Source organism: Micromonospora sp. DT53, from assembly GCF_049841535.1.
GTDB lineage: Bacteria > Actinomycetota > Actinomycetes > Mycobacteriales > Micromonosporaceae > Micromonospora.
The window spans coordinates 151,045-171,235 of the sequence record NZ_JBNCKM010000001.1 but is presented as its reverse complement, the minus strand read 5'-3'; the positions used below and the strand labels follow the sequence as shown (position 1 = coordinate 171,235).

The following is a 20,191-nucleotide window of genomic DNA, read 5'->3' as shown; positions in this document are numbered from 1 at the left end:
AGTGAGACGCCACCTGCGGCGTCCGGGGTTGAGTGGAAGGTCGCACGCCCGGGGCTCACGCCGACGGCTCAGTCCTGTCGTTGTTGACCCCTGGACGGCCCATCGGATTCGGCCCGGCGCTCGGCAAGCCAGATGGCGTGTCCTTTGAGCAGGTATCCGATCCAGTAGATCGCGAAGAGGATCAGGAAGCACGCAAAGAACAGTCCCGAGATGATGCTCGCCAGAACGAGCGCTCCCTCGCCGTCGCTCAGCCCGTAGATCGTGAAGCCGAAGAGGCCCAGAAGGAAGAACAAGACCATGTAGAGCTGCAGTGTCGAACTATCCGCCGGGTGGGACGCGCGAGGCGGCCGAGGAACGCCAGGGTCGTTGCTGATCATGTTGTGAGTATCAGCGCAATGCATCGAGCAAGAAAGGCCGCGCCGATCTTGCAGTTTCGGATGTCGGGATGAGGTGGGATGCCCCATGTGTCGGGACAGAAAGTGCAAGATCGCGGAGCGGGGACAGTTCGGCCCCGCTCCGCGCGCTCGGCGATGTCGGCCACCGCCACCGACGCCGCTAGCCGGTGTACTTGCCGTTGCGGGTGTCCCCCGACGTGCCGTCGTAGGACACCTTGCGGTAGCGGTGCACCGAACCCTTCTTGACCGCCTGCCAGTGGTCCGCCGCCACCTCGTAGTCGTGGTGCTTGTAGTAGTCACCGGCCGACTTGTAGTAGATCCGGTGCCGGGCGTACCCGCCGCAGTTGGCGAGGTAGCTGTAGGAGTACATCTTCATCCCGCCGAAGTCGGACGAGTAGTACGTCTTCGGCTGGTGCCACAACGAGCCCGGGTTCGGGTAGCCGGGCAGCTCGGCCCAGTTGTACGAGTTCCAGTACAGGTCCCAGCAGGTCATCACCGCCGCCGTGGCCATGCCACCGGACGTCGGAGCGGCGAGATCGTCGGCGACGACAACTGACGCGGCGATGGTCCGGTAGGCCAGCTCCGGTGGGGTCGGCGTGCCGGCCGGCGGCTCCGACAGCAGCTCCCGCGGCACCGGCACGGACCGGGGCGTGATGGTCAGGTACGTCTTCAGAATGCCCTGCTTGTCGTCGTACGCGAGGGGGGCGTTGCGGCCCATCTCCCCGTCCTGACGAATGCCCCAGTCGCCGGACTCCGCGTCCCGGGAGAACACCACCCGCACACCGTTCTGGTAGCCCAACCGCGCCAGCTCGATCTCGCGGTCCACGTGCTCGTCGTCGTACACCGCTGAACCCGGCCCCCCGGCGGCGCTGGCCGGCGCGGCGTTCCACGCGGCCACCGTCGGCAGGACGACCAGCACCGCGAGCAGTGCCCGTCCCGACAGCATTCTTGCCATCACAACTCCTCATCCGTTCGATACCGAGACGCGGACCCGGACGGTTCGCGTCTCTGTGTGCCGTCGCCATCCTTCGAGGCGAGGTTCAGAGCGCCGTCAAGGTGGCATCAATTGCGCCCCGGTTTCGGTGTCGTAACGGCGACGTTCGAGTGCGCGGGCCCGCCGGGGCAGCGCCAAATGAGACGTGCAGCAGCTTCGACTGGAAGGCGGCCGATGAGCGCGACAGCGGATCACGTGTTGAGCCGGCGGTGCACGCTCGTGGTGGCCGCGGCCGGGTACGGCAAGACGTTCGCCGTACGAGGCTGGCTGGGCGACCGCCCGGCACACTGGTGCGATGCGGCCGACGTCGCAGCCCTGGCGACAGCCGGGCCGGAGCGCCTTGTCTCGCTGAGCGCCCGGTCCGCGCTGGACCTGCCCGTCGACGAGCCGAGCTGGCTCGTCCTCGACGACGTGCCGCGACTGCCCCGCCGCCGGCTACAGGCGCTGCTGGACAGCCTCGAACACCTTCCGCCGCAGCTCAGGGTGGTTCTGGTGACCCGTCACCCGCCAACACTCTCCCGCCGGCAGTCGGGGCTGCTCGCCGAGCACGGCCCGTCGGACCTCCGGCTCTCCCTCGACCAGGTGGCGTCCCTCCTCGCCGACCACGGTCTCACCGACCCGACACTCGCGGCCCGGATCCACGCCGCGACCAGCGGTTGGCCGGCCCTGGTCACCCTGGCCGCGCGGACGGCCGCCGCCGGCACGGACTGGGACGACCTGACCGAATCGGGTACGCCGCTGGAGTCCTTACTGGTACGCGACGTGCTCGCGGAGTTGGCGCCCGAGGTCCACCGGCTGCTGCGGGACGCGGCGCACCTCGACCCGTTCCACCCGGACCTGGCCCGCGTGCTCGGGCACCGACACGGAGCTCACTGGCTGGACCAGCTGACCCGCGCCGGCATCCTCCTCCCCGCGACGACCGACGGGCACGGGTACCGGATGGTGCCGGTCGTCGCCAGCGTCGCCCGCCGCCGATTCCCGCTGAACGCGGCGGGGAGGCAACGCCTGCACGCGGGAGTGGCGCCGTGGTACGCCGAGCACGGGTTCCTCATCGCGGCCCTGCGGTCGTACCAAGAATCGGGGGGCACCGAGGCGGCGGCGCGGATCCTCGCCGACCACGGCGCGGCGCTGCTCGCCGCGGGCGGCGCCGAGGCCGTCGTCGACGCCTTCCAGTCCCTGCCCGAGCACGTCCGGTCCGACGACCTGCGGCTGCTCTACGGGGAGGCGCAGCAGATGCGCGGCGACTTCGAGCCCGCGCTCGCCGCGTACGCCGTGCTGGCCGACCGCAAGGAATCCCTCGCTGCCGGGCTGGCCTGGCGGTACGGCCTCGTGCACTACCTGCGCGGCGAACCGCACTCCGCCCTGGAGGTCTTCCAACGCGGTGTGCTCGACAGGCACCCGTCCACCGACAACGCCCGACTACTCGCCTGGACGGCTGCGGCGCAGTGGACCAGCGGAAACGCGGCGGCGTGCCAGGACAACGCCGAACGGGCCCTCGCGGCGGCGACAGCGATCGGGGGCGACGCCGCGCTCGCCGCCGCGCACACCGCGCTCGCCCTGGACGCCAAGCTTCGTGGTGACCGACCGGCAGCCGACGAGCATCACGAGAAGGCGCTGCACGCTGCCGAGGCGGCACGCGACACCGTCCAGGTGACCCGCATCCGCGCCAACCGCGCGTCCGCCCTGGTCGGCGAGGGCCGATACCTCGAAGCGCTGGCGGAGGTGCGGCCCGCGGTGGAGTTGGCCCAGACCAACGGGTACGCCGCGATGCTCGCGCTGGCGCTCTGCAACGAGGGCTCGGCGCACTTCCACCTCGGTCAGCTCGCCGAGGCAACCGCGTGTTACGAACGTGCCGTACCGCTGCTGCAGCGGATGGGATCCCGCAAGGTGGCGTACCCGTTGGTGGGTATCGGCGACATCCACGCCCTGCGCGGCCGCACCAACCTGGCCCGCGCGGCGTACGAGGAGGCGTTGCGCGCCAGCGAACCCGTAAACGATCTCCAGATCCAGGTGCCGGCGCTCGCCGGGCTGGCCCGCGTGCTGGCCATCGAGGACGGCGTCGCGGCATTCGCCCTGGCCCAACGCGCCGTCGAACTGGAACGCGGCCCGGACTCGGCGACCGCCCGACTCGCGCTCGGCTGGGTGGCGCTGGAGATCGGTGACCGCACACGGGCCGCGGAGGTGGCGCTGACGGCGTCCGCCGCCGCCCGGCGCCATCGTGACCGTGCGGCGCTCGCCGAGGCGCTGGAGCTTCGCGGGGCCGCCGCCACCGACACCGACGACACCCGGCGCGCCTGGCGGGAGGCGGCGGCGACCCTGCGCGACATCACGTCGGTCGTGGCCGCGGACCGACTCACGGTGCTGCTCAGCCGGCTGCCCGGGGCGGATCCCCAGGAGCGCGTCGACGCCCGGTTGGCCACCGAGCGGCTGGCCTGCGTCGGGGTGCCGCCGCCGACGCTCAGCCGGCAGGGCCCGCGCCGCGCCGCGCAGGTCACCGTCCGCACCCTCGGACGCTTCGAGGTGTACGTGGACGGCACGCAGGTGGTGGCAGCGGCCTGGCAGTCACGTAAGGCGCGGGACCTCCTCCGCATCCTCGCCACCAGGCGTGGTCGCGCGGTACCCCGGGAGCAACTCGGCGAGATGCTGTGGCCCGCCCAGGATCCGGCCCGGGTCAGTCACCGGCTGTCCGTGGCGCTGTCCACCCTCCGTAGCGTGCTCGATCCGCAACGCCGCAGCCCGACGGACCACTTCGTCATCGCCGCGCACCCGAGCCTCGCCCTCGACGTCGGTCACCTCGAACTCGACGTCGAGGAGTTCCTCACCGAATCGACACACGGCCTCCGGCTGGCCGAGCAGGGCGAGACCGAAGACGCCCGCGCCGCGCTGCTCCTCGCCGAGCAGCGCTACCGGGGAGACTTCCTGGAGGACGAGCCGTACGACGACTGGTCCCGACCGACCCGCGAGGAGGCACGTCGGGTCTACCTGCGCGTGGTACGCAAGCTGGCCGCGCTCGCTTGCGGCGCCGGCGACATCGACGAGACCGTCCGCCACCTCGGCCGCGCCCTCGAACTGGAACCTCACGACGAGGGTGTGCACGGCGATTTCATCCGGACGTTGGCCGCTGCGGGCCGGCACGGCGAGGCCGCACAGGCGTACCGACGCTACGGGGAGGCGATGTCCGCCATCGGCGTACCGGCTCGGGCGCGAGGCAAGCTGTGCGGCGCACAGGGATAGCCGTAGGCTGATCCATCGTCCACAAGTCCTCAATGGGGAGCGCTGTGACCACACGTATCGGCACGGTGATCGTCGACCAGACCATCTCTGTCGACGGGTACTCGGCCGGGCTCAACCAGACCGAGGAACGCCCGTTCGGCGACGACGGCGGTGACGGCTGGGGCCGAGGGCTGCACGCCTGGATGTTCGACGCCGCCGACGAGAACCAGACCGAGCTCGACCTGACCAAAGCCGCCTCGGCGGTCATCATGGGTCGCAACATGTTCGGCCCCGTGCGTGGCCCGTGGGATCGGCAGTGGAACGGCTGGTGGGGTGAGGACCCACCGTTCCACAAGCCGGTGTTCGTGCTCACCCATCACGCACGCGAGCCGCAGCCGATGGAGGGCGGCACCACCTTCCACTTCGTCACCGACGGAATCGAGGCAGCGCTCGCACAGGCGCGCACGGCGGCCGGTGACGGCGACATCCTCATCCACGGCGGCGCAACCACCATCAACCAGTACCTCGCCGCCGGCCTGGTCGACGAGCTGCGGCTGCACATCGTGCCCCTCACCCTCGGCTCCGGCGTGCGGCTGTTCGACGGCGTCCCGCCGCAGAAACTCGAACAGGTGACGTCGCGGAGGGCAAGCTCGGTCCTGCACGTCACCTACCGCGTGCTCTCCTGAACCGACGGAGGATGCGTTGTCTGCGATCGCGTCACTGACCCTGGTCCCCAGGGACAGCATCACCGAACTGGCCCGCCTGGCCCGCACCTCACCGTCGTCGTTCCACGCGTACCTGGCGGAACACGGGGGCAGGGCGCGGCAGGAGTACGACTGGTCCGGCTACTGCATGCTGTACGTCCTGACCTACCTGGAGGAACGCGGCATCGACCTGGAGCAGCCGGAGTTCAATGCCGAGTCGGAGGCCATCAACAGCGCGTACGGCCTGACCACGCTCATCGCTCCCGCCCGGCGGTTGGTGGACCAGCTCGATCCCGGCGCGCACCGCGAAGAGGAGTTGGTCGCCCACTTCGAGGAGATGGGGATGGACGTCGAGGAGAGCGGCGCGGCCGGTCTGGACACGCTGCGGCTGTTACGTGACACCATCTCCGAACTCCGCGACGACCAGGTCCTGCTGATCAACATCGGCTGAGGCCGACTGGGCTCATGCCGTCAGTCGAGGCAGCGCACATGGACGACGATGTGCTGTGGCTGACCGCCCGTGTCACGGTGCAGGACCTCAAGCTCGACGCGGTGTCGGTCCGTTGAGACGGGATCGCCCTTCTCGCCGGCCAGGCAGGTCGGGTACGTACTGCCGTGATGCAGTGTCCCGCCCACGTCCTGCCAGCTCTCGGCGATAACCGAGTAGATCGTGTCGCCGTCGAGCGGGCGGCGAGCGGTCTCGTCTTCCTCGAAGGCGACCAACCTGGTCTGCTCGTTCGACCAGGTGACCACCCCGACGAGCAGTTCCGGCCTGGCGGTGTGCGGGTCGTCGGCAAGCTTGGCCGCTCCGAAGCCGCCGGCCAGCCCTACGGCGACAAGCGCCAGGGTGAAGGCGATCGTTGCGGGGCGACGACGCGGCGCGAGAACGCCCGTGCGTTCTAGCACATCAGCGGGTGCCACTGGCATGCCTGCAAGGTACGCGATCGGCGCCCACCGGGCTGGCCCGGACGGTCGATGGGTTGGCAGGTCGTGGCGATCGTCAGGCTCGAAGGCAGCCATCCGGGCTTGGTTCCGGTAGCGACCGCGCTGGACGGCTACCGTCGCGACATTCGACGCTCGGCCCAGCCCCATTACCTGATCGTCACAGGCAGGCTCCCTAACCGGTTTGGCTCATGCGTCGGCGGGAACCCGCGGCCTCGGAAGGCTCTTGGATGACCACCGTGGGCAGCCCTGCCTGCGGTGCGACAGGGTGCTCTCACCCTTGGGGGAGGCTCATGCGCTGGTTCCGCGCGGCTCGCGGCGCCTCCAGGAAGGGCGCAACCAGATCCAGCAGCCCGATCGGTGCGGAACGAGATCCGAAGCGGCTGATCACCTTCAGCGACGCGGTCATCGCCATCGCCGTTACCCTGCTCGTCCTGGAGATCCAGCCACCGGAGGACACCGAGCACCTGCTCCGTGGCCTCATCGACCTGTGGCCCTCGTATGTGGCGTACGCCATCACCTTCCTGCTGATCGGGCAGATGTGGGTGAATCACCACGTCATGTTCGACCACATCCGCTCCGCCGACCGCCTACTGATCCTGCTCAACACCCTGTTGCTGATGGTGATCGCGTTCCTGCCGTTCGCCTCGTCCCTCCTGGCGCACGCGTTCGAGTCCGGCCACGGCAAGCGCACCGCGCTGATCTTCTACGGGGCCACCTACGAGGTGGCCGCCATCCTTTTCAACGTGATCTGGGAGTACGCCAGGCACGGCCGCCGCCTGCTGACTTCCACCACCGACAACGACACCGCCCGGGCGATCAGCAGACGCTTCCGCCCCGCGCCGTTCTGGATCGTCGTCGGGACCGCACTGGGCGCCCTTCATCCGGTCGTGGGCCTCGTGGTGGTCATCGCGTTCATCCCCTTCTACTGGCTGCCGATCAAAGGCGAGGTCGGCAGCATCAAGCGCACCCGCGAGCAGAGCCACGGTGACCCATAGCCCGACCTTTTCTTGCCCGGCCGGCTCGGGCAGCGTATGGGCGTGAGTGAGTACACCGCAGCGAACATCACGGTCCTGGATTTCGACGAGTCGGTCCGCCGCCGGCCGGGCATGTACTTCGGGGCCGATGCGCACCTGGCAACCAGCGTCCTGACCGCGGTCGTCATAGCGTCCCTCCACCCGGGCCCGAAAGTCGCGCCCAGCGGCCCACCCGAGGTCACCGTGGAGATCCTCGACGACCTCGCGTTCTCGATAAGCGACAACTGGCCGACCGGCCCGAACGGCTCGACAGCCGGCTACTACGGCCGCCCCACCGGCTCAACCCACGGTCTCGACGCACCGGTCGGCACCGGCACCACGTTGACCTACCACCTCGACCCGTCCTACTTCACGCCGTCCACCCTCAAAGCCCCCACCCTCGACCTCCACGCCGAAGGCTGCTGCGACCTCCCGGGCCAGTTCCGTCTCCGCGACAGCCGCCCCACCACATCCTGAAGGGCGGCCAGCCACACATACGCATGCTGGGCATCGACCGTTGTAGGGTGCGCACCGTGGGATACACGGTGAGTCCTTCAGGCCGCCTGAACCTCCCGGAGTCGGAGGACGCCGCTGCGGTCGCCGCCATCCGAGCCGCCCTGGCTGGACGAGGTGAGTGGTACGAGCCGGATGCGTTTCCGTCGAACCGCACGCTTGCCGACCTGGCGGAGGCGGCCAGGGCCTCAATCGTCCGCGACGGAGACTGGATCGAGTTCGGGTACGACGATGAGGGTGACCCCAAGTGGTCAGATCGGGCGACGGCCTTCTACGTCGCGATCGCGCCGTTCGTTCGCTCCGGAACCGTCCAGATCGAGGGCGAGGACGGCGCCCACTGGGCATACACCTACGCGAACGGGCAGCTCACCCAACAGGGTTGGAACGGCTGGGATGGGTCCGTCGAGCCGTTCGGCGAGTATGTGGACCGCCCGTAAGCGCGGTCACTCATCGGCCGCCAGGGCCTCGGAGAGCGGATCTTCTCGCCGGGCAACCTCCCAGACCGGCCGCTGGGGCTCGTCGTTGTGCACGACGACATCGGCGTACCGGGTCGGGCGGGCCGTCGCGAAGTAGAGCCGCTGCGAGGGAATGTAACGCTGGCGCCAGCGTCGTTCGATGTCGGCCCGAGTGGACACCCGGCGCTCTCGGATCACGGCGCGATCCACTGTCCTCTCCAGTGCCGTCGACACGAAGATGCGTAGGTCCCACCCAGCAAGCAGTTCCGGGCGCAGGAGGAAGACGCCGTCGAACACCAGCACAGCGTTGGCCGGGGCGGTGGTGACCGGTGGGGACAGCACGGCATCCGCGGTGTGGTCGTAGACGGCGGGTTGGAAGCGTCGATCTCCACCCGGGCCGAGCGGATCGAGCAGCACCCGCTTCAGCGCGTCGTGGTCGTGGGTGTCGTAGTAGCAGCCTTCGGCCGAGTACTCGCCGCGCGGATAGCGCTGCGTCCGAGGAAAGAGGAAATCGTCGATCGTGGCGCGGACGACGTCGCGCCCCCGTTCGCGCAGGACGACGGCCAGTTCGTCGGCGAGGGTGGTCTTGCCGGCGGCGGGTGGCCCGTCGATGGCAACACGCGTCGGGTGGGCGACCGTGACGGACCCGACTGCGTCAGCCAAGTGCCCGAGCAGCTCGTCGCGCGTGCCTCGAACCATGTCACCGCCCTACGGGTCGGGTCGGCGTACTCATAATGCGTCTTCTGCGGTCGGGGGTCGTTTTGGCGCGACCATGCGCGCCAAGAGGGCGACGAGTTGTTCGCGCTCCGCCGGTGTGAGGGCCGCGGTCAGCTCGTCGTTTGCCTCATCGCCCAGTCGCTCGGTGCGGCGCAGGCGTCGCCGCCCGGCGGCGGACATGGAGATCGCGTTCTTACGCCGATCTTCTGGGTCCGGTGTACGGATGACCAGGTCTTCGACGAGTAGGTCGCGAACGAGCGCGGCCATGTCTTTGGGGTCGACGTTGAGAGTTCGGCCAAGATCCGCCTGGGACACCGGCCCCAGTTCGGCGACTGTCGACAGGACCGCGTGATGCATCATCCGCATGCCCTCCCGGGCCAGGGACTCTGCGACAAGCCGGTGTCCGCGAGCCGCGGCGCGGCCGAGAAGCCAACTCGGCAAGGCGCGGATCCGGGCGGGCGCGTACGGGACGTCGACCATCCGCGCAGCGTACCAAAGTCGTTGGGGTGTCCCCACGAATCTGCGTTATGGTGGGGATGTCCCAACGATACGGAGGTGCCCGTGCGCCGCATCCGCTATTACGAGTACGGCAGCCCGGCGGTGCTTCGCCTCGAAGAGGCCGCGACCCCAGAGCCCGGGCCAGGCGAGCTGCTGGTGCGCACCGAAGCGATCGGCGTGACCCTGCCGTCCGTGCGGAAGGTTCGGGGCGAGGGCGGCCGGCCACCGCTACCCGGAGTCCTCGGCGGGGAGATCGCCGGTGAGGTGGTCGCCACCGGTCCAGGAGTGTCCTCGTTCGCGGTAGGAGACCGCGTCACCTCCCTGACCTTCACCGGTTCGTACGCGGACCTGGTCCTCGCGCCCGACTTCATGGCTAGCCGGATACCCGACGGTGCCAGCTGCACACAGGCCGTCGTGCTGGTCCGCAGCGGGCATGTCGCTCTTGCCGCCCTCGCCACCGCCCGGCCGACCACACGGGAGTCCATGCTGATCACGGGCGCGGCGAGCGGCGTCGGACATCTCGCGGTCCAACTGGCGAAAATCCACGGCGTCGAACGGGTCGTGGCGGCCGTCAGCTCGTCCGACAAGGCGGACTTCCTGCGCGGGCTCGGGGCCGACGAGGTCGTCACCTACGACAGCCAACACTGGGGGGAACCGGTCGATGTGGTGCTCGACGGGGTCGGCGGCAACCTGCTGCCGCGCGCGATGGCAGCGCTGCGCCCGGGCGGACGGTTGATCTTTTTCAGCTCGGGCGGCGGCACGGTGCCCGCCTTCGACCTGCTGGCTGGCTCGAAGACCATCACCGGCCTCGCGATGGCCCGATTCGCCACCACCGAGCCGAAGCTCTACGAGCAGCATCACCAGGAACTGTGGCAACTCAGCCAGTCCGGCCGGTTGCGGCTCGCGGTACACGCCGAGATCCCGTTGACCGATGCCGCGTCGGCGCACGACATCATCGAAGCCCGGGCCAATCTCGGCAAGGTCGTCCTACGACCATGAGCACCCGGCCCGTCGACCTTGATGCCGTACGCGACCAGCAACCCCATCAAGGTCGGCCACATCACATAGGATCTGTCGATGGCCGCACGGTTGCTGGTGCACCTCCGAGCGGCGCTTGTCGTCTGCGGGCACCTGGTTGCCCTGGTGTTGCTCGTCCTGGACGCGCGCCGCGAATGGAGTGCGTCAGGGCTTGTCATGCTGCTCCTGTTGCTTGGTGCGCTTGCCGCGATACCAGCGGCGTTGGTCGACTCGCCAGGGTTCCGGCTGATCAGCCTGGTCGCACAGACCGTCGGAGCCGGCGTTGTCGCGTTGGCTCTCCATGACTCGGCCGACAAGCGGGCTCTCTGGGTGTACGCGCTGTCCGCCCTGGTAGCGGTGATCTCACCGACCAGCCGGCCAGGGCTTGGCCGGACGACCGTGATCGGCGTGGGGACGGCAGTAGTGCTCACCATCGGCGTGTCGGCTCCCGCACTCGCTTGGGATGGTGGTCAGCCCGAGGCTGTGGTTTGCGTGCGGCAGGGCGAGTCCGCTGAGGAGCTGGCGCGCGAGAGCCACCGCTTCGACACGAATCACGTGGTTGCCGGCTTCGGGTCAGAAGGGCCGCAAGCGCCATGCCTGGAGGTGCTGTTCGATCCCGGTGCCACCCCTGCTGACGCCGACGACGTCGTCCGCCGCTACTCCGCAGACCCGAGGGTCTCGTCGGTCAGCCGGACGCGCTGACACTCAGCGCACAGGTACGCCAGGTCGTGGGTGCCATGAACCGTGTCACCGATCCTGCCGGGTCAGCGGCGGCAGGTGTTCGTCTTGATCGTTTCGACGAACGCGCCCCAGGCGACGGGCGCGAAGCGCAGCACCTGGATCGTCGCGTTCGGCAGCCGACTCAGCGTCGTGGCCGTTGCCGGCGGATCGCGGTCAATCGGCCCGGGACGCGGCGTCTGGCACGGCTCTATCCTGAATCGCGCGCTGCCGTCGCCGCAGCAACACGGCTGACACCAGGTAGCCCACACCGCCGACCGCCCACAGTGCGGCAAATACCCAACGCAACGGCTTGGGATCGCCGACGGCCAGGGCCGCCCACCCGACGCCCACGAGAAGCCAGACACCTGCCCTGATGAAACCCTGCTTCGGCGTCTTTGCTGTCTGCCACCACGGGTTCTTGGCTGGCTTCATACAGGAGATCTTCGCATTCATCACGGGACCACGCTGCCCTGACCAGCCTCGGGTCAGAGGATCGTGGATGACTGGTCGGGTAGCTGTTTCCCTGGTCAGCCGGCCTGCCGGCGCCGGTTGGCATCGGCGTCAGCGGATGGTCTTGGCTGTGGGTCCAAGGCGAAGCCGACGAATATCGTTCCGGCTAAGAACGAGCCAGCGGAGGTGCGGATGCCCGTGCGCGTCCGCTCGTGGCTTGGGGTCGCGGCGGCCACCGTCATAGCGGCGGCTGCCACGGCGGGCTTCTGGTGGTTGGCCGTGCCGCGCTTTGACGTCTGCGCGGCCGTCCTGCCCGCGCCTGCCGGCTGCCGGATCGCCGCTCGGGTGTCCACCGCGACACTCTGGACGGCTGTCGTCGTGGTGTTGTGTGTGACGACCGTCGTCGTCGCCCTCGTCCGCCCGCATGGTCGCTGGTGGCCGTTGGCGGTGGGGTTCGCGGTGCTGATCGTCGCGGCGTTCCGGGGCTACCGGGCGGTCCTGTACCAAACCTGACCGGCGGGCGGGGGTGCCGCCGCGTGCCGCGCCCCCGCTGAGCAAGCAAAGGTCAGCATCAACTACCCCTGTGGTCCTCCGCACCAGGAGATGGCCGTCCTCGACCCAGATGGTTTCACCGGCATGAACGAGTACCGGTTGGTCCAGGACGAAGTGACGCCATCGGTCGACAAGTGTGAGGCGATCAGCTTGCTCACGGTGGACTGGCTGACGCTTCTTGACTGCACCCACGGCAACAGCATCGGCTCGATGCCGGCAAGCAACAAGCCCCGGCTCTCGAACCATCACTACCGGTCTGCGGCGCTTCGCTCCCGACAGGTGCTGAACAACGACAGCACGGCCAGCAGGAAGGAGATCCGCTCTGTAGCGTTCGGCAAGTGAAACGGCTGGTGGACCGGCACCGTGATCTCGCCGGGTGGTTGGTGACGCCGCTGTTCACCCTGGTAGCGGCTCCGGTGTTGGCCTGCTTCGTCGGGGTGTTGGGAAGCCTCGTCGACCACAACGGCCCGCCGGCGCTGTGCGAGGAGGCCATGGCGGACAACATGTGCGAGGAGACCAGCCTCCGGGTGGTCGGCGTACATGTGGTCATCTCAGGTGCCATGTGGATGCTGCTCTGGGCTATTCCGTGGTGGCGAGGTCTTCGCACGGTGCGCGTTCTGCTGGCCGTCGCCGCGACCGTCGTTCTCGTACTCCTGCCAGTGCGAATGTTCAACTGGTTCTCGCAGACCTGACAATCGTGCCCGCTGCCGGTCGAACCGGCCATCTGCGCGTGGTCCCGTGGTCCCAGACCGCTGCGTTACCTTGCTACACGTGGTCGTCCCAGATTCTTTCGCCTCCACGTTCATCGCCGCGTCCGATCCGGCTTGGCAGCAACAGGGAGCGGCGCTCGTCCACGAGTTGCAGACGGTATTGGCACCGGTGGCGCGGCGGGTGGATCACATCGGCAGCACCTCGATCCCCGGCATGGCAGCCAAGCCGGTGTTCGACCTGCAGGTCAGCGTCGCTGACCTCGACGCCGCCGTAGCCGCATTCGATGAACCACTGGCCGCCCTCGGATTCAGCCGACGACCATACGAGCGAGACCACGTACCGGCCGGTCGTGACGACCCACCACATAGGTGGGCCAAGCGGTACTGGAACAAGCGAAGCGCCGGTGAGCGGCATGTCAACCTGCATTGTCGGCTCGTAGGCTCACCGAACGAGCGGCTCGCTTTGCTGTTCCGGGACTGGTTCAGGGCGCACCCGCCGGCAGTGCCGGCGTACGCACGGTTCAAGGGCGCTCTGGCCGCCGCCGTCGGCGACCTGGACGTCTACACGGACGTCAAAGACCCGGTGGTCGACCTCGTCGTGACGGTCGCGGAGGAATGGGCTGCCGCCACCGGCTGGTCCCCGGGCGGCGTCGGCAGTTGAGGGCTGGCTGCCCGTTAGCCAACTGGCCCCGGGCCGTCCGGACGTGCCGGTGAGCGGCGGTTGCAGGCAGCACGTTGGGGTACTCCTCGCGCATGTTCGAAGGTTTCACAGACGAGCGGATCGACGTCGGAGAAGTGGAGCTGCGAGTCCGGTACGCCGGACAGGGTCCGCCGGTCCTGCTCGTCCACGGGCATCCGCGTACCGGATCGACGTGGCACCGGGTCGCGCCGCGACTTGTGGATCTCGGCTTCACGGTGGTCTGCCCGGACATGCGCGGCTACGGACAGTCCGGGAAGGCGCGGATCCTCCCCGACCACTCCCAGCAGTCCAAGCGGGCGGTGGCCGGGGACATGCTCCGGCTGATGAACGCGCTCGGCCATCCGACGTTCGCCGCGGTCGGGCACGACCGCGGTTGCTATGTGGCGTTACGCCTGGCGCTCGATCACCCCGACGCGGTCAGCCGGCTGGTGGTCATGGACGGCGTACCCATCAGCGAGGCCCTCGCCCGATGCGACGCGAGGTTCGCGCGAGACTGGTACCACTGGTTCTTCTTCGCCCAACCAGACAAGCCGGAGCGTGCCATCATGGCCGACCCCGACGCCTGGTACGACAGTGCGGACCCCGAGCGCATGGGGGCCGAGAACTATCGGGAGCTGCGGGAGGCGATCCACGATCAAGCGACCGTGCGGGCGATGGTGGAGGACTACCGCGCCGGCCTTGGTGTGGACCGGGAGCATGAGGAGGCCGACCGGCGTGCCGGCCGCACCGTCAGCTGTCCGACGTTGTTCCTGTGGTCGACCCATGACGACATGGAAGATCTTTACGGTAACCCACTCGCCGTCTGGCGGTCGTGGGTCGAGGACTTACGCGGCGAACCGATCCTGTCCGGACACCATGTCGCCGAGGAAAACCCCGACGACCTGACAAACGTTCTGCACCGCTTCCTCGCATGACCGATGCGGCCCGACCCGCATCCGGGTCTGCCGCCGGCCGCGCGGCCAGCAGGTGGGCGGATCTGCCGAGTTGAGGATGCGCGTCAGCCACAGCCAGGTCGCGTATCGCCTGCCTGTCGGACGGAGCCAGTTCGGCTCCGCGGGTCATGCGGCAGCGTCGCCGGTGTTTCGGGAACGGACGGGGACGAGGTGGCCGCTGGTGTGAAGCTGCCGAGCTACTTCGGTGATGGCCTGCTGGAACCCCTTGCGGGTTTTCGGTGCGAAGCCAATGAAGAATCGATTGGCCAGCGGCACGAACTGGCTTACAACATGCAACGTGGCCAGCGGCGACCTGCCGTGCGACGGACACGCGATGCAACCCCGACGGCGATCGTCCCGCCTCGGGATGCCGTCCATAACACCGCCCGGTTGATCACCCGCGTTAATGTGCCCTGTGATCGTATGCCTCAACGGCACCCACGGCGCGGGCAAGACGACGACCAGCGCGCTCGTGCAACAACTGATCCCGGATTCACGGGTATTCGACGCCGAGAAGGTCGGCGAGACACTCATGGACATCACGCCGGGGCTGCCCGAGACGGACAACTTCCAGCACTGGCCGCCGTGGCGGCCGCTCGTCGTCGAGACCGCCCGCCGTGTGCTCGACTACACCGGCGGCACTCTGGTAATGCCCATGACCGTCCTGGTGGAGCAGTACTGGCGCGAAATCAGCGGGGGCCTCGCCCAACACGCCATACCAGTAAGGCACTTCGTCCTCCACGCTGACCAAGACACCCTCCGCGGGCGTATCGAGGGGGAACACCCGGTCCCCTCCCCGTTCCGCCTCAAGTACCTTGAGCCCTACGCGGAGGCGGCCCGCACGTGGCTGCATGCCGAGGCCGAGGTCGTCGACACCACGCACCTCACGCCCGCCCAAGCAGCCCAGCAGGTCGTCCTCCGAGCTACCGGGGGTAGCTCAGGCACCGTCCTGGCGAGACCTGAACGCTGCTACTGACGGTCGTTGCTGCGGCCACAGCCCATCGACCTCGCATCACACGCATACGCAAGGCTGCCAGTCAGCGTGGCCGGCCGGCCCGGCCGATGCCGGCCGGAGGTCGCCAGCAGGCGCCGGATCACAGCGCCGCCACCGGTTCGTGTCAGAGCTTCGGCACATGGGACAGAGCTCACTGCTTGCGTACATGACGCCGTCTTCGAACAGGTGCCGCCAAAGGGTGCTACCAGTGTGGCGCAGGGCCATGACCTGGGGGTTTCCTTGGTGGGGCGGGCGGGACTCGAACCCGCGCCCGAGGGATTATGAGATCAAGTTACGCGCGCCGCCGACCTGGGCACCTGAGGGTCTACCAGCGGAAACGCCTCTCGACATCTCACACCACCCCCCTGCCGTCCGCCGACCTCTTGCGGACTAGATGCGGACCGCTCGCCTGGCTGCCCGCGCGTGACCGCTGAGCCTCGTGGCTACTGGCCCAGGGCTGACCCGGCCGCCACACGAGCGGCAGAGGTTATCCCCTCGCGAACGGCAGCTGCTGCCGCGTCCAGCTCAACGCGCTCCCTGCGCCGCCAGTCCGCGTCGATACGGAAGGTGTCACCGGCGAAGCGCGGGAACACGTGCAGGTGCACATGGAAGATCTCCTGGAACGCAGCTTCTCCGTCGGCGAGGAACATGTTGACCCCCTCGCACCGCAGCGTGGAACGGCGAAGCGCTCCGGCGAGCCGGTGAGCCTGCGTCCACATCCGTCCACCGACATCCTCGGGCAAGTCTTCCAAGCCAACGGCGTGCAGGCGTGGCACGACGAGCAGATGCCCCGGAGTCACCGGGTGCAAGTCCATGAATGCCACGATCTCGTCATCCTGATGGACCAGGCTTGCTTCCACTTCACCTCGCACGATGGCGCAGAAGATGCAGCCCTCTGCCGGGGCGAGCCCGTTTCCAGTCAAGGTCATGCACGAAACGTAGCCGTCGGCCTCTTTGTCGCAACTAGATTTCCGAGCGATGCTGATGCAGCCAGCCGCCGCTTGCCTGCCATCCCGTCCGCCGTCGACCCACACGCCGTGGAGCGGGCCAGCCCCAGGGTGCCAAGGTTCGCCCGGGTCGTCGGCAGCCTGGCTGACCAGGGAAAACGGCTGGTGGGGCGGGCGGGACTCGAACCCGCGACCGAGGGATTATGAGTCCCCTGCTCTAACCGGCTGAGCTACCGCCCCGAACACCGCGCCGGATCTTATCCCGCTCGGCGGTCAGCAGCCAGCACCGAGCCGGCCGGTGCCCACGCCTGCGCCAGCACGATGGGCTACAGGAATATAACAGCGTGCTCGGGTACGCCCGTCAGCCGGCGCGCAGCTCGTCCAGTACGGCGTCGGCGGCGCGCCAGCCGCTGGTGAGAGCGCCCTGGATCGATGGGCTGTCCCGGTGGTCGCCGGCCACGAACAGTCCCTCCCCCAACGACACCGGCTTGCGCAGCCGTCCCTGTGGCGGCGGTGCGGCGGGTAGCGCCTGCGGAACGGCCACGGTGGTGAGGTGGGTCCAGTCGGCGGTGGAGCGGCCGTACAGCCGGGTCAACTCGGCCCGGATGGTTGGCTCGGGTGGGGCCGTCGGGCCGACCACCGAGGTGGCGATCAGGTGCCGTCCGGTGGGCGCGTACGTCGGGGCGGCGTTGCTGAGCACCACCGTGTTGGCGACGAGTTCGCGGCGGTCGCCGTCGACGAGCAGGATCGGTTCGGTGAGCGGCGGCTCGGGCGCGCTGTGGTAGTAGGTGGTGTAGCTGTGCATGCGTACCGTCGCCAGGGCTGGCAGCAGCGCGGCCGCGGCGGGCGGGTCGACGGCGACCACGACGGCCCGGCAGCGGATGTCGCCGGCCTGGGTGCGGACCCGGCCCGGGGTGACCTCGGCGACCGGGGTGTTCAGGTCGAGCAGGTCGGCGGGCAGCGGCGCGGCGATGACCCGGGGTAGCGCGGCCATCCCTTCGGCGGGCAGGCCGATGCGGCCGCGGGCGAAGGAGCGCAGCACCATCGCCAGCACGTGACTGGAGGTGGAGAGTTCCCGTTCGATGAACACACCTGACAGGAACGGTCGCAGCAGCTCCTCGATGATCGCGTCGGAGAGGCCGGCGCGGCGCAACGCGGTCTCGGTGCTGGTTTCCGGCGCGGCGAGCAACCGGGACGCGGGGAGGGTGGCGCAGCCGGTGGCGAGGGCGGCGAAGCGGAGCCGGTCGAGCAGGGAGCCGACTCCGGCGAGCGCGGTGCCAGGCCCGCCTGTCGGTTCGCGCAGCGGGTTGACCAGCCGCAGCAGCTTGTCGCCCTTGCGGACCAGCACGCCTGAGGTGAAGTAGCCGAGGTTGAGCTGGTCGGTGTCGAGCAGTGTGCCGAGCCGGGGGTAGGCGGTGTTGAGCACCTGGAAGCCCCGGTCGATGAGGTGCCCGTCGACCACGTCGGTGGCGACCCGGCCGCCGAGCCGGCCGTCAGCCTCCACCAGCCGCCACGGCACGCCGGCGCGGTGCAGCCGGCGGGCGGCGGCGAGGCCGGCCAGGCCGCCGCCGACGATGACCACATCGGTTTCAGCCAGCACCGCGCGCCTCCCGCTCACCGTTCGCCCGGGACAACCGGCCCGGCCACCAGATCTTCGGCCCGATGTCGTACGCGAGTGCGGGCACCAGCAGCGACCGGACGATGATGGTGTCGATCAGTACCCCGATCGCGACAGCCGTACCCAACTCGACGAGCACCACGAGTGGCAGGACGGCGAGGGCGGAGAACGTCGCGGCGAGCACGATGCCGGCAGAGGTGATCACCCCGCCGGTGACGGCGAGGCCGGCGAGCACGCCGGCGCGGGTGCCGCGCTTGACCGATTCCTCGCGGACCCGGCTCATCAGGAAGATGTTGTAGTCGATGCCGAGCGCGACCAGGAAGACGAACGCGAACAGTGGGAACGCCGAGTCCACGCCGGGAAAGTCGAAGACGTGGCGGAACAGCAGCGCGCAGAGGCCGAGGGTCGCGGCGAAGCTGAGCAGCACGGTGGCGATCAGCAGCAGCGGGGCGAGCAGCGCACGCAGCAGCAGGGCCAGGATGACCGCGATGACCACAAGCACCACCGGGATGATGACGTTCTGGTCGCGCTTCGCGGCGTCCGAGGTGTCCACGTTGATCGCGGTGAAGCCACCGACGACGGCGTCCGCGCCGGGCACCTGGTGTACGGCCACCCGCAGCTCGCGGATGGTCCGCTCGGCGCCGTCACTGTCGGGTGGGTCGGTCAGGGTCGCCTCCAGCTGCACCCGCCCGTCGACGACCTTCGGGGCGGCGTTCGGATCGGGTGGGCCGGTCTGCGGGCCGGCCGTGAGGGGGCGGACGTCGGCGACGCCTGGCACGCCCTTCGCGACCTGGGCGACCTGCCGGGCGGTCTGTTCCGTGGTGAAGATGGTGGCCGGGCTGCCGGTGCCGGCCGGGTAGTGCCGGGAGATCACCTCCTGGCCGTCGACCGAGTCGGTGCGCTGGGTGAACAGGTCGGACTGCCCCAGGGTGGTCGCGCCGAGCTGGGTGAGGCCGAGCGTCAGGAGGGCCAGCACGACGGCGGTGCTCAGCCAGATCGGGCGGGCGTGCCGGGCGACGAAGCCGGCGACGCGGCTCCAGATGCCGTGTTCGGCCCGCGGGTCGGCCTGGTCGGCTCGGGGCCGTCGGGGCCAGAACGCCCACCGTCCGCCGAGCACCAGCAGCGCGGGTAGGAAGGTGAGCATCACCAGCAGGGTGGCGGCGATGCCGATGGCGGCGACCGGGCCGAGCGCCCGGTTGGAGTTGAGGCTGGACAGCAGCAGGCAGAGCAGGCTGACGATGACCGTGCCGCCGGACGCGATGATGGCCGGCGCGGCGCCCTTCCAGGCGGTCTTCATGGCGTCCCACGGGCGGTCGTGCCGGTGCAACTCCTCCCGGTAGCGGGCGATCATCAGCAGCGCGTAGTCGGTGCCGGCGCCGAAGACCAGCACGGTGAGGATGCCCTGGGCCTGGCCGTTGAGCTTGACCACGTCCGCGTCGGCGAGCAGGTAGACGAAGACCGAGGCGAGGGCGTACGACATCCCGGCGGCGAGCAGCGGGAAGATCCAGAGGACCGGGCTGCGGTAGACGATCAGCAGGATGACCAGCACCACGACCAGGGTGACCAGCAGCAGTGGCCCGTCGATGGCGGAGAAGACCTCGATCAGGTCGGCGAGCAGGCCGGCCGGGCCGGAGACGTCCACGGTGAGGCCGTCCCGGTCGCCGCCGGTGATGTCGCGGAGTTGCTCGACGACCGTGCCGATCTCCTCGCCCTCGGCGTCGTCCACAGGTACGACGACCTGGAGTGCCTGGCCGTCGTCGCTCGGGATGGGCGGGGGCAGCGGGGTGACCACGCCGGGGATCTGGGCGAAGCGGGCGGCGTCGGCGCGCACCCGTTGCCGGTCCGCGTCGGTGATTCCGGAGGGCCGCTCGTAGACGACCAGAGCCGGGATGGTCTGCCGGTCGACGAACTCGCCGGCGAGGTCCTGGGCGCGGGTCGCCTCGGCGTCGGTGGGCAGGAAGGCCGCGTTGTCGTTGGTGGCGACCTCGCTGAGGCGTCCCGCGTACGGGCCGGCCACCCCGCCGATCACCAACCAGGCCAGCACGACCGCCACCGCGATCAGCGTGGCCCTGCCGCCTCGTCCGGACATTCGCACTCACGCCAT

23 protein-coding genes and 1 tRNA gene are annotated in these 20,191 nt (G+C 69.3%); 15 read left to right on the top strand and 9 right to left on the bottom strand.

What is annotated here, in order from left to right; all coding sequences use genetic code 11:
• Positions 1 to 68 precede the first annotated feature (68 nt).
• Positions 69 to 377, bottom strand: coding sequence for a hypothetical protein (locus tag ACLQ3B_RS00855; protein WP_425776465.1), 309 nt, complete (start codon positions 375 to 377; stop codon positions 69 to 71).
• Positions 378 to 555: 178 nt separating this feature from the next.
• Positions 556 to 1,350 carry a hypothetical protein gene (locus tag ACLQ3B_RS00850; RefSeq protein ID WP_425776463.1) on the bottom strand — a complete coding sequence of 265 codons (795 nt, stop codon included), beginning with the start codon at positions 1,348 to 1,350 and terminating at the stop codon, positions 556 to 558.
• A 213-nt stretch (positions 1,351 to 1,563) separates the two neighbouring features.
• On the opposite strand from ACLQ3B_RS00850, the gene ACLQ3B_RS00845 reads away from it, so the two are divergent.
• The 3 genes from ACLQ3B_RS00845 to ACLQ3B_RS00835 are packed head-to-tail and all read left to right on the top strand — an operon-like array spanning position 1,564 to position 5,757.
• Entirely contained in the window at positions 1,564 to 4,623 is a 3,060-nt protein-coding gene (locus ACLQ3B_RS00845) for a BTAD domain-containing putative transcriptional regulator (RefSeq protein ID WP_425776461.1), read from the top strand.
• Between the two features lie 44 nt (positions 4,624 to 4,667).
• Positions 4,668 to 5,288: a dihydrofolate reductase family protein gene (locus ACLQ3B_RS00840; protein ID WP_425776459.1), complete on the top strand. Its 621-nt coding sequence runs from the start codon at positions 4,668 to 4,670 to the stop codon at positions 5,286 to 5,288.
• A gap of 16 nt (positions 5,289 to 5,304) precedes the next feature.
• Positions 5,305 to 5,757, top strand: coding sequence for a hypothetical protein (locus tag ACLQ3B_RS00835; protein ID WP_425776458.1), 453 nt, complete (start codon positions 5,305 to 5,307; stop codon positions 5,755 to 5,757).
• 20 nt (positions 5,758 to 5,777) lie between these two features.
• Here the strand turns inward: ACLQ3B_RS00835 and ACLQ3B_RS00830 are convergent, their stop codons facing one another.
• A complete protein-coding gene (locus tag ACLQ3B_RS00830) occupies positions 5,778 to 6,326 on the bottom strand; it encodes a hypothetical protein (RefSeq protein ID WP_425776456.1) in 549 nt (182 codons plus the stop codon).
• 215 nt (positions 6,327 to 6,541) lie between these two features.
• Between ACLQ3B_RS00830 and ACLQ3B_RS00825 the strand changes: the two genes are divergently transcribed.
• The 3 genes from ACLQ3B_RS00825 to ACLQ3B_RS00815 are packed head-to-tail and all read left to right on the top strand — an operon-like array spanning position 6,542 to position 8,214.
• A complete protein-coding gene (locus ACLQ3B_RS00825) occupies positions 6,542 to 7,246 on the top strand; it encodes a TMEM175 family protein (protein WP_425776454.1) in 705 nt (234 codons plus the stop codon).
• A gap of 42 nt (positions 7,247 to 7,288) precedes the next feature.
• Complete coding sequence (locus ACLQ3B_RS00820; protein WP_425776452.1) at positions 7,289 to 7,741, top strand: hypothetical protein; 453 nt, start codon at positions 7,289 to 7,291, stop codon at positions 7,739 to 7,741.
• A gap of 56 nt (positions 7,742 to 7,797) precedes the next feature.
• Positions 7,798 to 8,214 (top strand): hypothetical protein, encoded by a 417-nt coding sequence (locus tag ACLQ3B_RS00815; protein WP_425776451.1) that lies wholly within the window; start codon positions 7,798 to 7,800, stop codon positions 8,212 to 8,214.
• 6 nt (positions 8,215 to 8,220) lie between these two features.
• Here the strand turns inward: ACLQ3B_RS00815 and ACLQ3B_RS00810 are convergent, their stop codons facing one another.
• Both ACLQ3B_RS00810 and ACLQ3B_RS00805 read right to left on the bottom strand, forming a co-directional pair.
• Complete coding sequence (locus tag ACLQ3B_RS00810; protein WP_425776449.1) at positions 8,221 to 8,931, bottom strand: uridylate kinase; 711 nt, start codon at positions 8,929 to 8,931, stop codon at positions 8,221 to 8,223.
• Positions 8,932 to 8,961: 30 nt separating this feature from the next.
• Positions 8,962 to 9,429 carry a MarR family winged helix-turn-helix transcriptional regulator gene (locus ACLQ3B_RS00805; protein ID WP_425776447.1) on the bottom strand — a complete coding sequence of 156 codons (468 nt, stop codon included), beginning with the start codon at positions 9,427 to 9,429 and terminating at the stop codon, positions 8,962 to 8,964.
• Positions 9,430 to 9,504: 75 nt separating this feature from the next.
• On the opposite strand from ACLQ3B_RS00805, the gene ACLQ3B_RS00800 reads away from it, so the two are divergent.
• The 9 genes from ACLQ3B_RS00800 to ACLQ3B_RS00760 all read left to right on the top strand — a co-directional run bounded on the left by ACLQ3B_RS00800 (position 9,505) and on the right by ACLQ3B_RS00760 (position 15,504).
• A complete protein-coding gene (locus ACLQ3B_RS00800) occupies positions 9,505 to 10,446 on the top strand; it encodes a quinone oxidoreductase family protein (protein ID WP_425776445.1) in 942 nt (313 codons plus the stop codon).
• Between the two features lie 78 nt (positions 10,447 to 10,524).
• Positions 10,525 to 11,166 carry a hypothetical protein gene (locus ACLQ3B_RS00795; protein WP_425776443.1) on the top strand — a complete coding sequence of 214 codons (642 nt, stop codon included), beginning with the start codon at positions 10,525 to 10,527 and terminating at the stop codon, positions 11,164 to 11,166.
• Between the two features lie 42 nt (positions 11,167 to 11,208).
• Positions 11,209 to 11,436: a hypothetical protein gene (locus tag ACLQ3B_RS00790; RefSeq protein ID WP_425776442.1), complete on the top strand. Its 228-nt coding sequence runs from the start codon at positions 11,209 to 11,211 to the stop codon at positions 11,434 to 11,436.
• Positions 11,437 to 11,826: 390 nt separating this feature from the next.
• Entirely contained in the window at positions 11,827 to 12,147 is a 321-nt protein-coding gene (locus ACLQ3B_RS00785; RefSeq protein ID WP_425776440.1) for a hypothetical protein, read from the top strand.
• Positions 12,148 to 12,237: 90 nt separating this feature from the next.
• The gene (locus ACLQ3B_RS00780) at positions 12,238 to 12,528 is read left to right on the top strand and encodes a hypothetical protein (RefSeq protein ID WP_425776438.1); all 291 of its coding nucleotides are present in this window, start codon (positions 12,238 to 12,240) and stop codon (positions 12,526 to 12,528) included.
• The gene (locus tag ACLQ3B_RS00775) at positions 12,525 to 12,878 is read left to right on the top strand and encodes a hypothetical protein (RefSeq protein WP_425776437.1); all 354 of its coding nucleotides are present in this window, start codon (positions 12,525 to 12,527) and stop codon (positions 12,876 to 12,878) included. Before ACLQ3B_RS00780 ends, ACLQ3B_RS00775 begins: the two co-directional genes overlap by 4 nt.
• A 79-nt stretch (positions 12,879 to 12,957) precedes the next feature.
• A complete protein-coding gene (locus ACLQ3B_RS00770) occupies positions 12,958 to 13,557 on the top strand; it encodes a GrpB family protein (protein ID WP_425776435.1) in 600 nt (199 codons plus the stop codon).
• A gap of 92 nt (positions 13,558 to 13,649) precedes the next feature.
• The gene (locus ACLQ3B_RS00765) at positions 13,650 to 14,510 is read left to right on the top strand and encodes an alpha/beta fold hydrolase (protein WP_425776433.1); all 861 of its coding nucleotides are present in this window, start codon (positions 13,650 to 13,652) and stop codon (positions 14,508 to 14,510) included.
• Between the two features lie 433 nt (positions 14,511 to 14,943).
• The gene (locus ACLQ3B_RS00760) at positions 14,944 to 15,504 is read left to right on the top strand and encodes an ATP-binding protein (RefSeq protein ID WP_425776431.1); all 561 of its coding nucleotides are present in this window, start codon (positions 14,944 to 14,946) and stop codon (positions 15,502 to 15,504) included.
• Positions 15,505 to 15,965: 461 nt separating this feature from the next.
• Here ACLQ3B_RS00760 and ACLQ3B_RS00755 read toward each other — a convergent pair whose 3' ends face one another.
• The 4 genes from ACLQ3B_RS00755 to ACLQ3B_RS00740 all read right to left on the bottom strand — a co-directional run bounded on the left by ACLQ3B_RS00755 (position 15,966) and on the right by ACLQ3B_RS00740 (position 20,176).
• The gene (locus ACLQ3B_RS00755; RefSeq protein ID WP_425776429.1) at positions 15,966 to 16,451 is read right to left on the bottom strand and encodes an HIT family protein; all 486 of its coding nucleotides are present in this window, start codon (positions 16,449 to 16,451) and stop codon (positions 15,966 to 15,968) included.
• 181 nt (positions 16,452 to 16,632) lie between these two features.
• Positions 16,633 to 16,709: transfer RNA gene (locus tag ACLQ3B_RS00750), tRNA-Ile, on the bottom strand.
• 121 nt (positions 16,710 to 16,830) lie between these two features.
• The gene (locus ACLQ3B_RS00745) at positions 16,831 to 18,069 is read right to left on the bottom strand and encodes an FAD-dependent oxidoreductase (protein WP_425776427.1); all 1,239 of its coding nucleotides are present in this window, start codon (positions 18,067 to 18,069) and stop codon (positions 16,831 to 16,833) included.
• The gene (locus tag ACLQ3B_RS00740; RefSeq protein WP_425776425.1) at positions 18,059 to 20,176 is read right to left on the bottom strand and encodes an MMPL family transporter; all 2,118 of its coding nucleotides are present in this window, start codon (positions 20,174 to 20,176) and stop codon (positions 18,059 to 18,061) included. Before ACLQ3B_RS00740 ends, ACLQ3B_RS00745 begins: the two co-directional genes overlap by 11 nt.
• Positions 20,177 to 20,191: the final 15 nt, after the last annotated feature.

Excerpts from the sequence above, each read along its gene's own strand:
- ACLQ3B_RS00810 (WP_425776449.1), bottom strand. The coding sequence starts at position 8,931 with ATGGTTCGAGGCACGCGCGACGAGCTGCTCGGGCACTTGGCTGACGCA.
- ACLQ3B_RS00855 (WP_425776465.1), bottom strand. The coding sequence starts at position 377 with ATGATCAGCAACGACCCTGGCGTTCCTCGGCCGCCTCGCGCGTCCCAC.
- ACLQ3B_RS00740 (WP_425776425.1), bottom strand. The coding sequence starts at position 20,176 with ATGTCCGGACGAGGCGGCAGGGCCACGCTGATCGCGGTGGCGGTCGTG.
- ACLQ3B_RS00780 (WP_425776438.1), top strand. The coding sequence starts at position 12,238 with ATGGCCGTCCTCGACCCAGATGGTTTCACCGGCATGAACGAGTACCGG.
- ACLQ3B_RS00825 (WP_425776454.1), top strand. The coding sequence starts at position 6,542 with ATGCGCTGGTTCCGCGCGGCTCGCGGCGCCTCCAGGAAGGGCGCAACC.
- ACLQ3B_RS00785 (WP_425776440.1), top strand. The coding sequence starts at position 11,827 with ATGCCCGTGCGCGTCCGCTCGTGGCTTGGGGTCGCGGCGGCCACCGTC.
- ACLQ3B_RS00795 (WP_425776443.1), top strand. The coding sequence starts at position 10,525 with ATGGCCGCACGGTTGCTGGTGCACCTCCGAGCGGCGCTTGTCGTCTGC.
- ACLQ3B_RS00845 (WP_425776461.1), top strand. The coding sequence starts at position 1,564 with ATGAGCGCGACAGCGGATCACGTGTTGAGCCGGCGGTGCACGCTCGTG.
- ACLQ3B_RS00765 (WP_425776433.1), top strand. The coding sequence starts at position 13,650 with ATGTTCGAAGGTTTCACAGACGAGCGGATCGACGTCGGAGAAGTGGAG.
- ACLQ3B_RS00850 (WP_425776463.1), bottom strand. The coding sequence starts at position 1,350 with ATGGCAAGAATGCTGTCGGGACGGGCACTGCTCGCGGTGCTGGTCGTC.
- ACLQ3B_RS00805 (WP_425776447.1), bottom strand. The coding sequence starts at position 9,429 with ATGGTCGACGTCCCGTACGCGCCCGCCCGGATCCGCGCCTTGCCGAGT.
- ACLQ3B_RS00830 (WP_425776456.1), bottom strand. The coding sequence starts at position 6,326 with ATGGCTGCCTTCGAGCCTGACGATCGCCACGACCTGCCAACCCATCGA.
- ACLQ3B_RS00755 (WP_425776429.1), bottom strand. The coding sequence starts at position 16,451 with ATGACCTTGACTGGAAACGGGCTCGCCCCGGCAGAGGGCTGCATCTTC.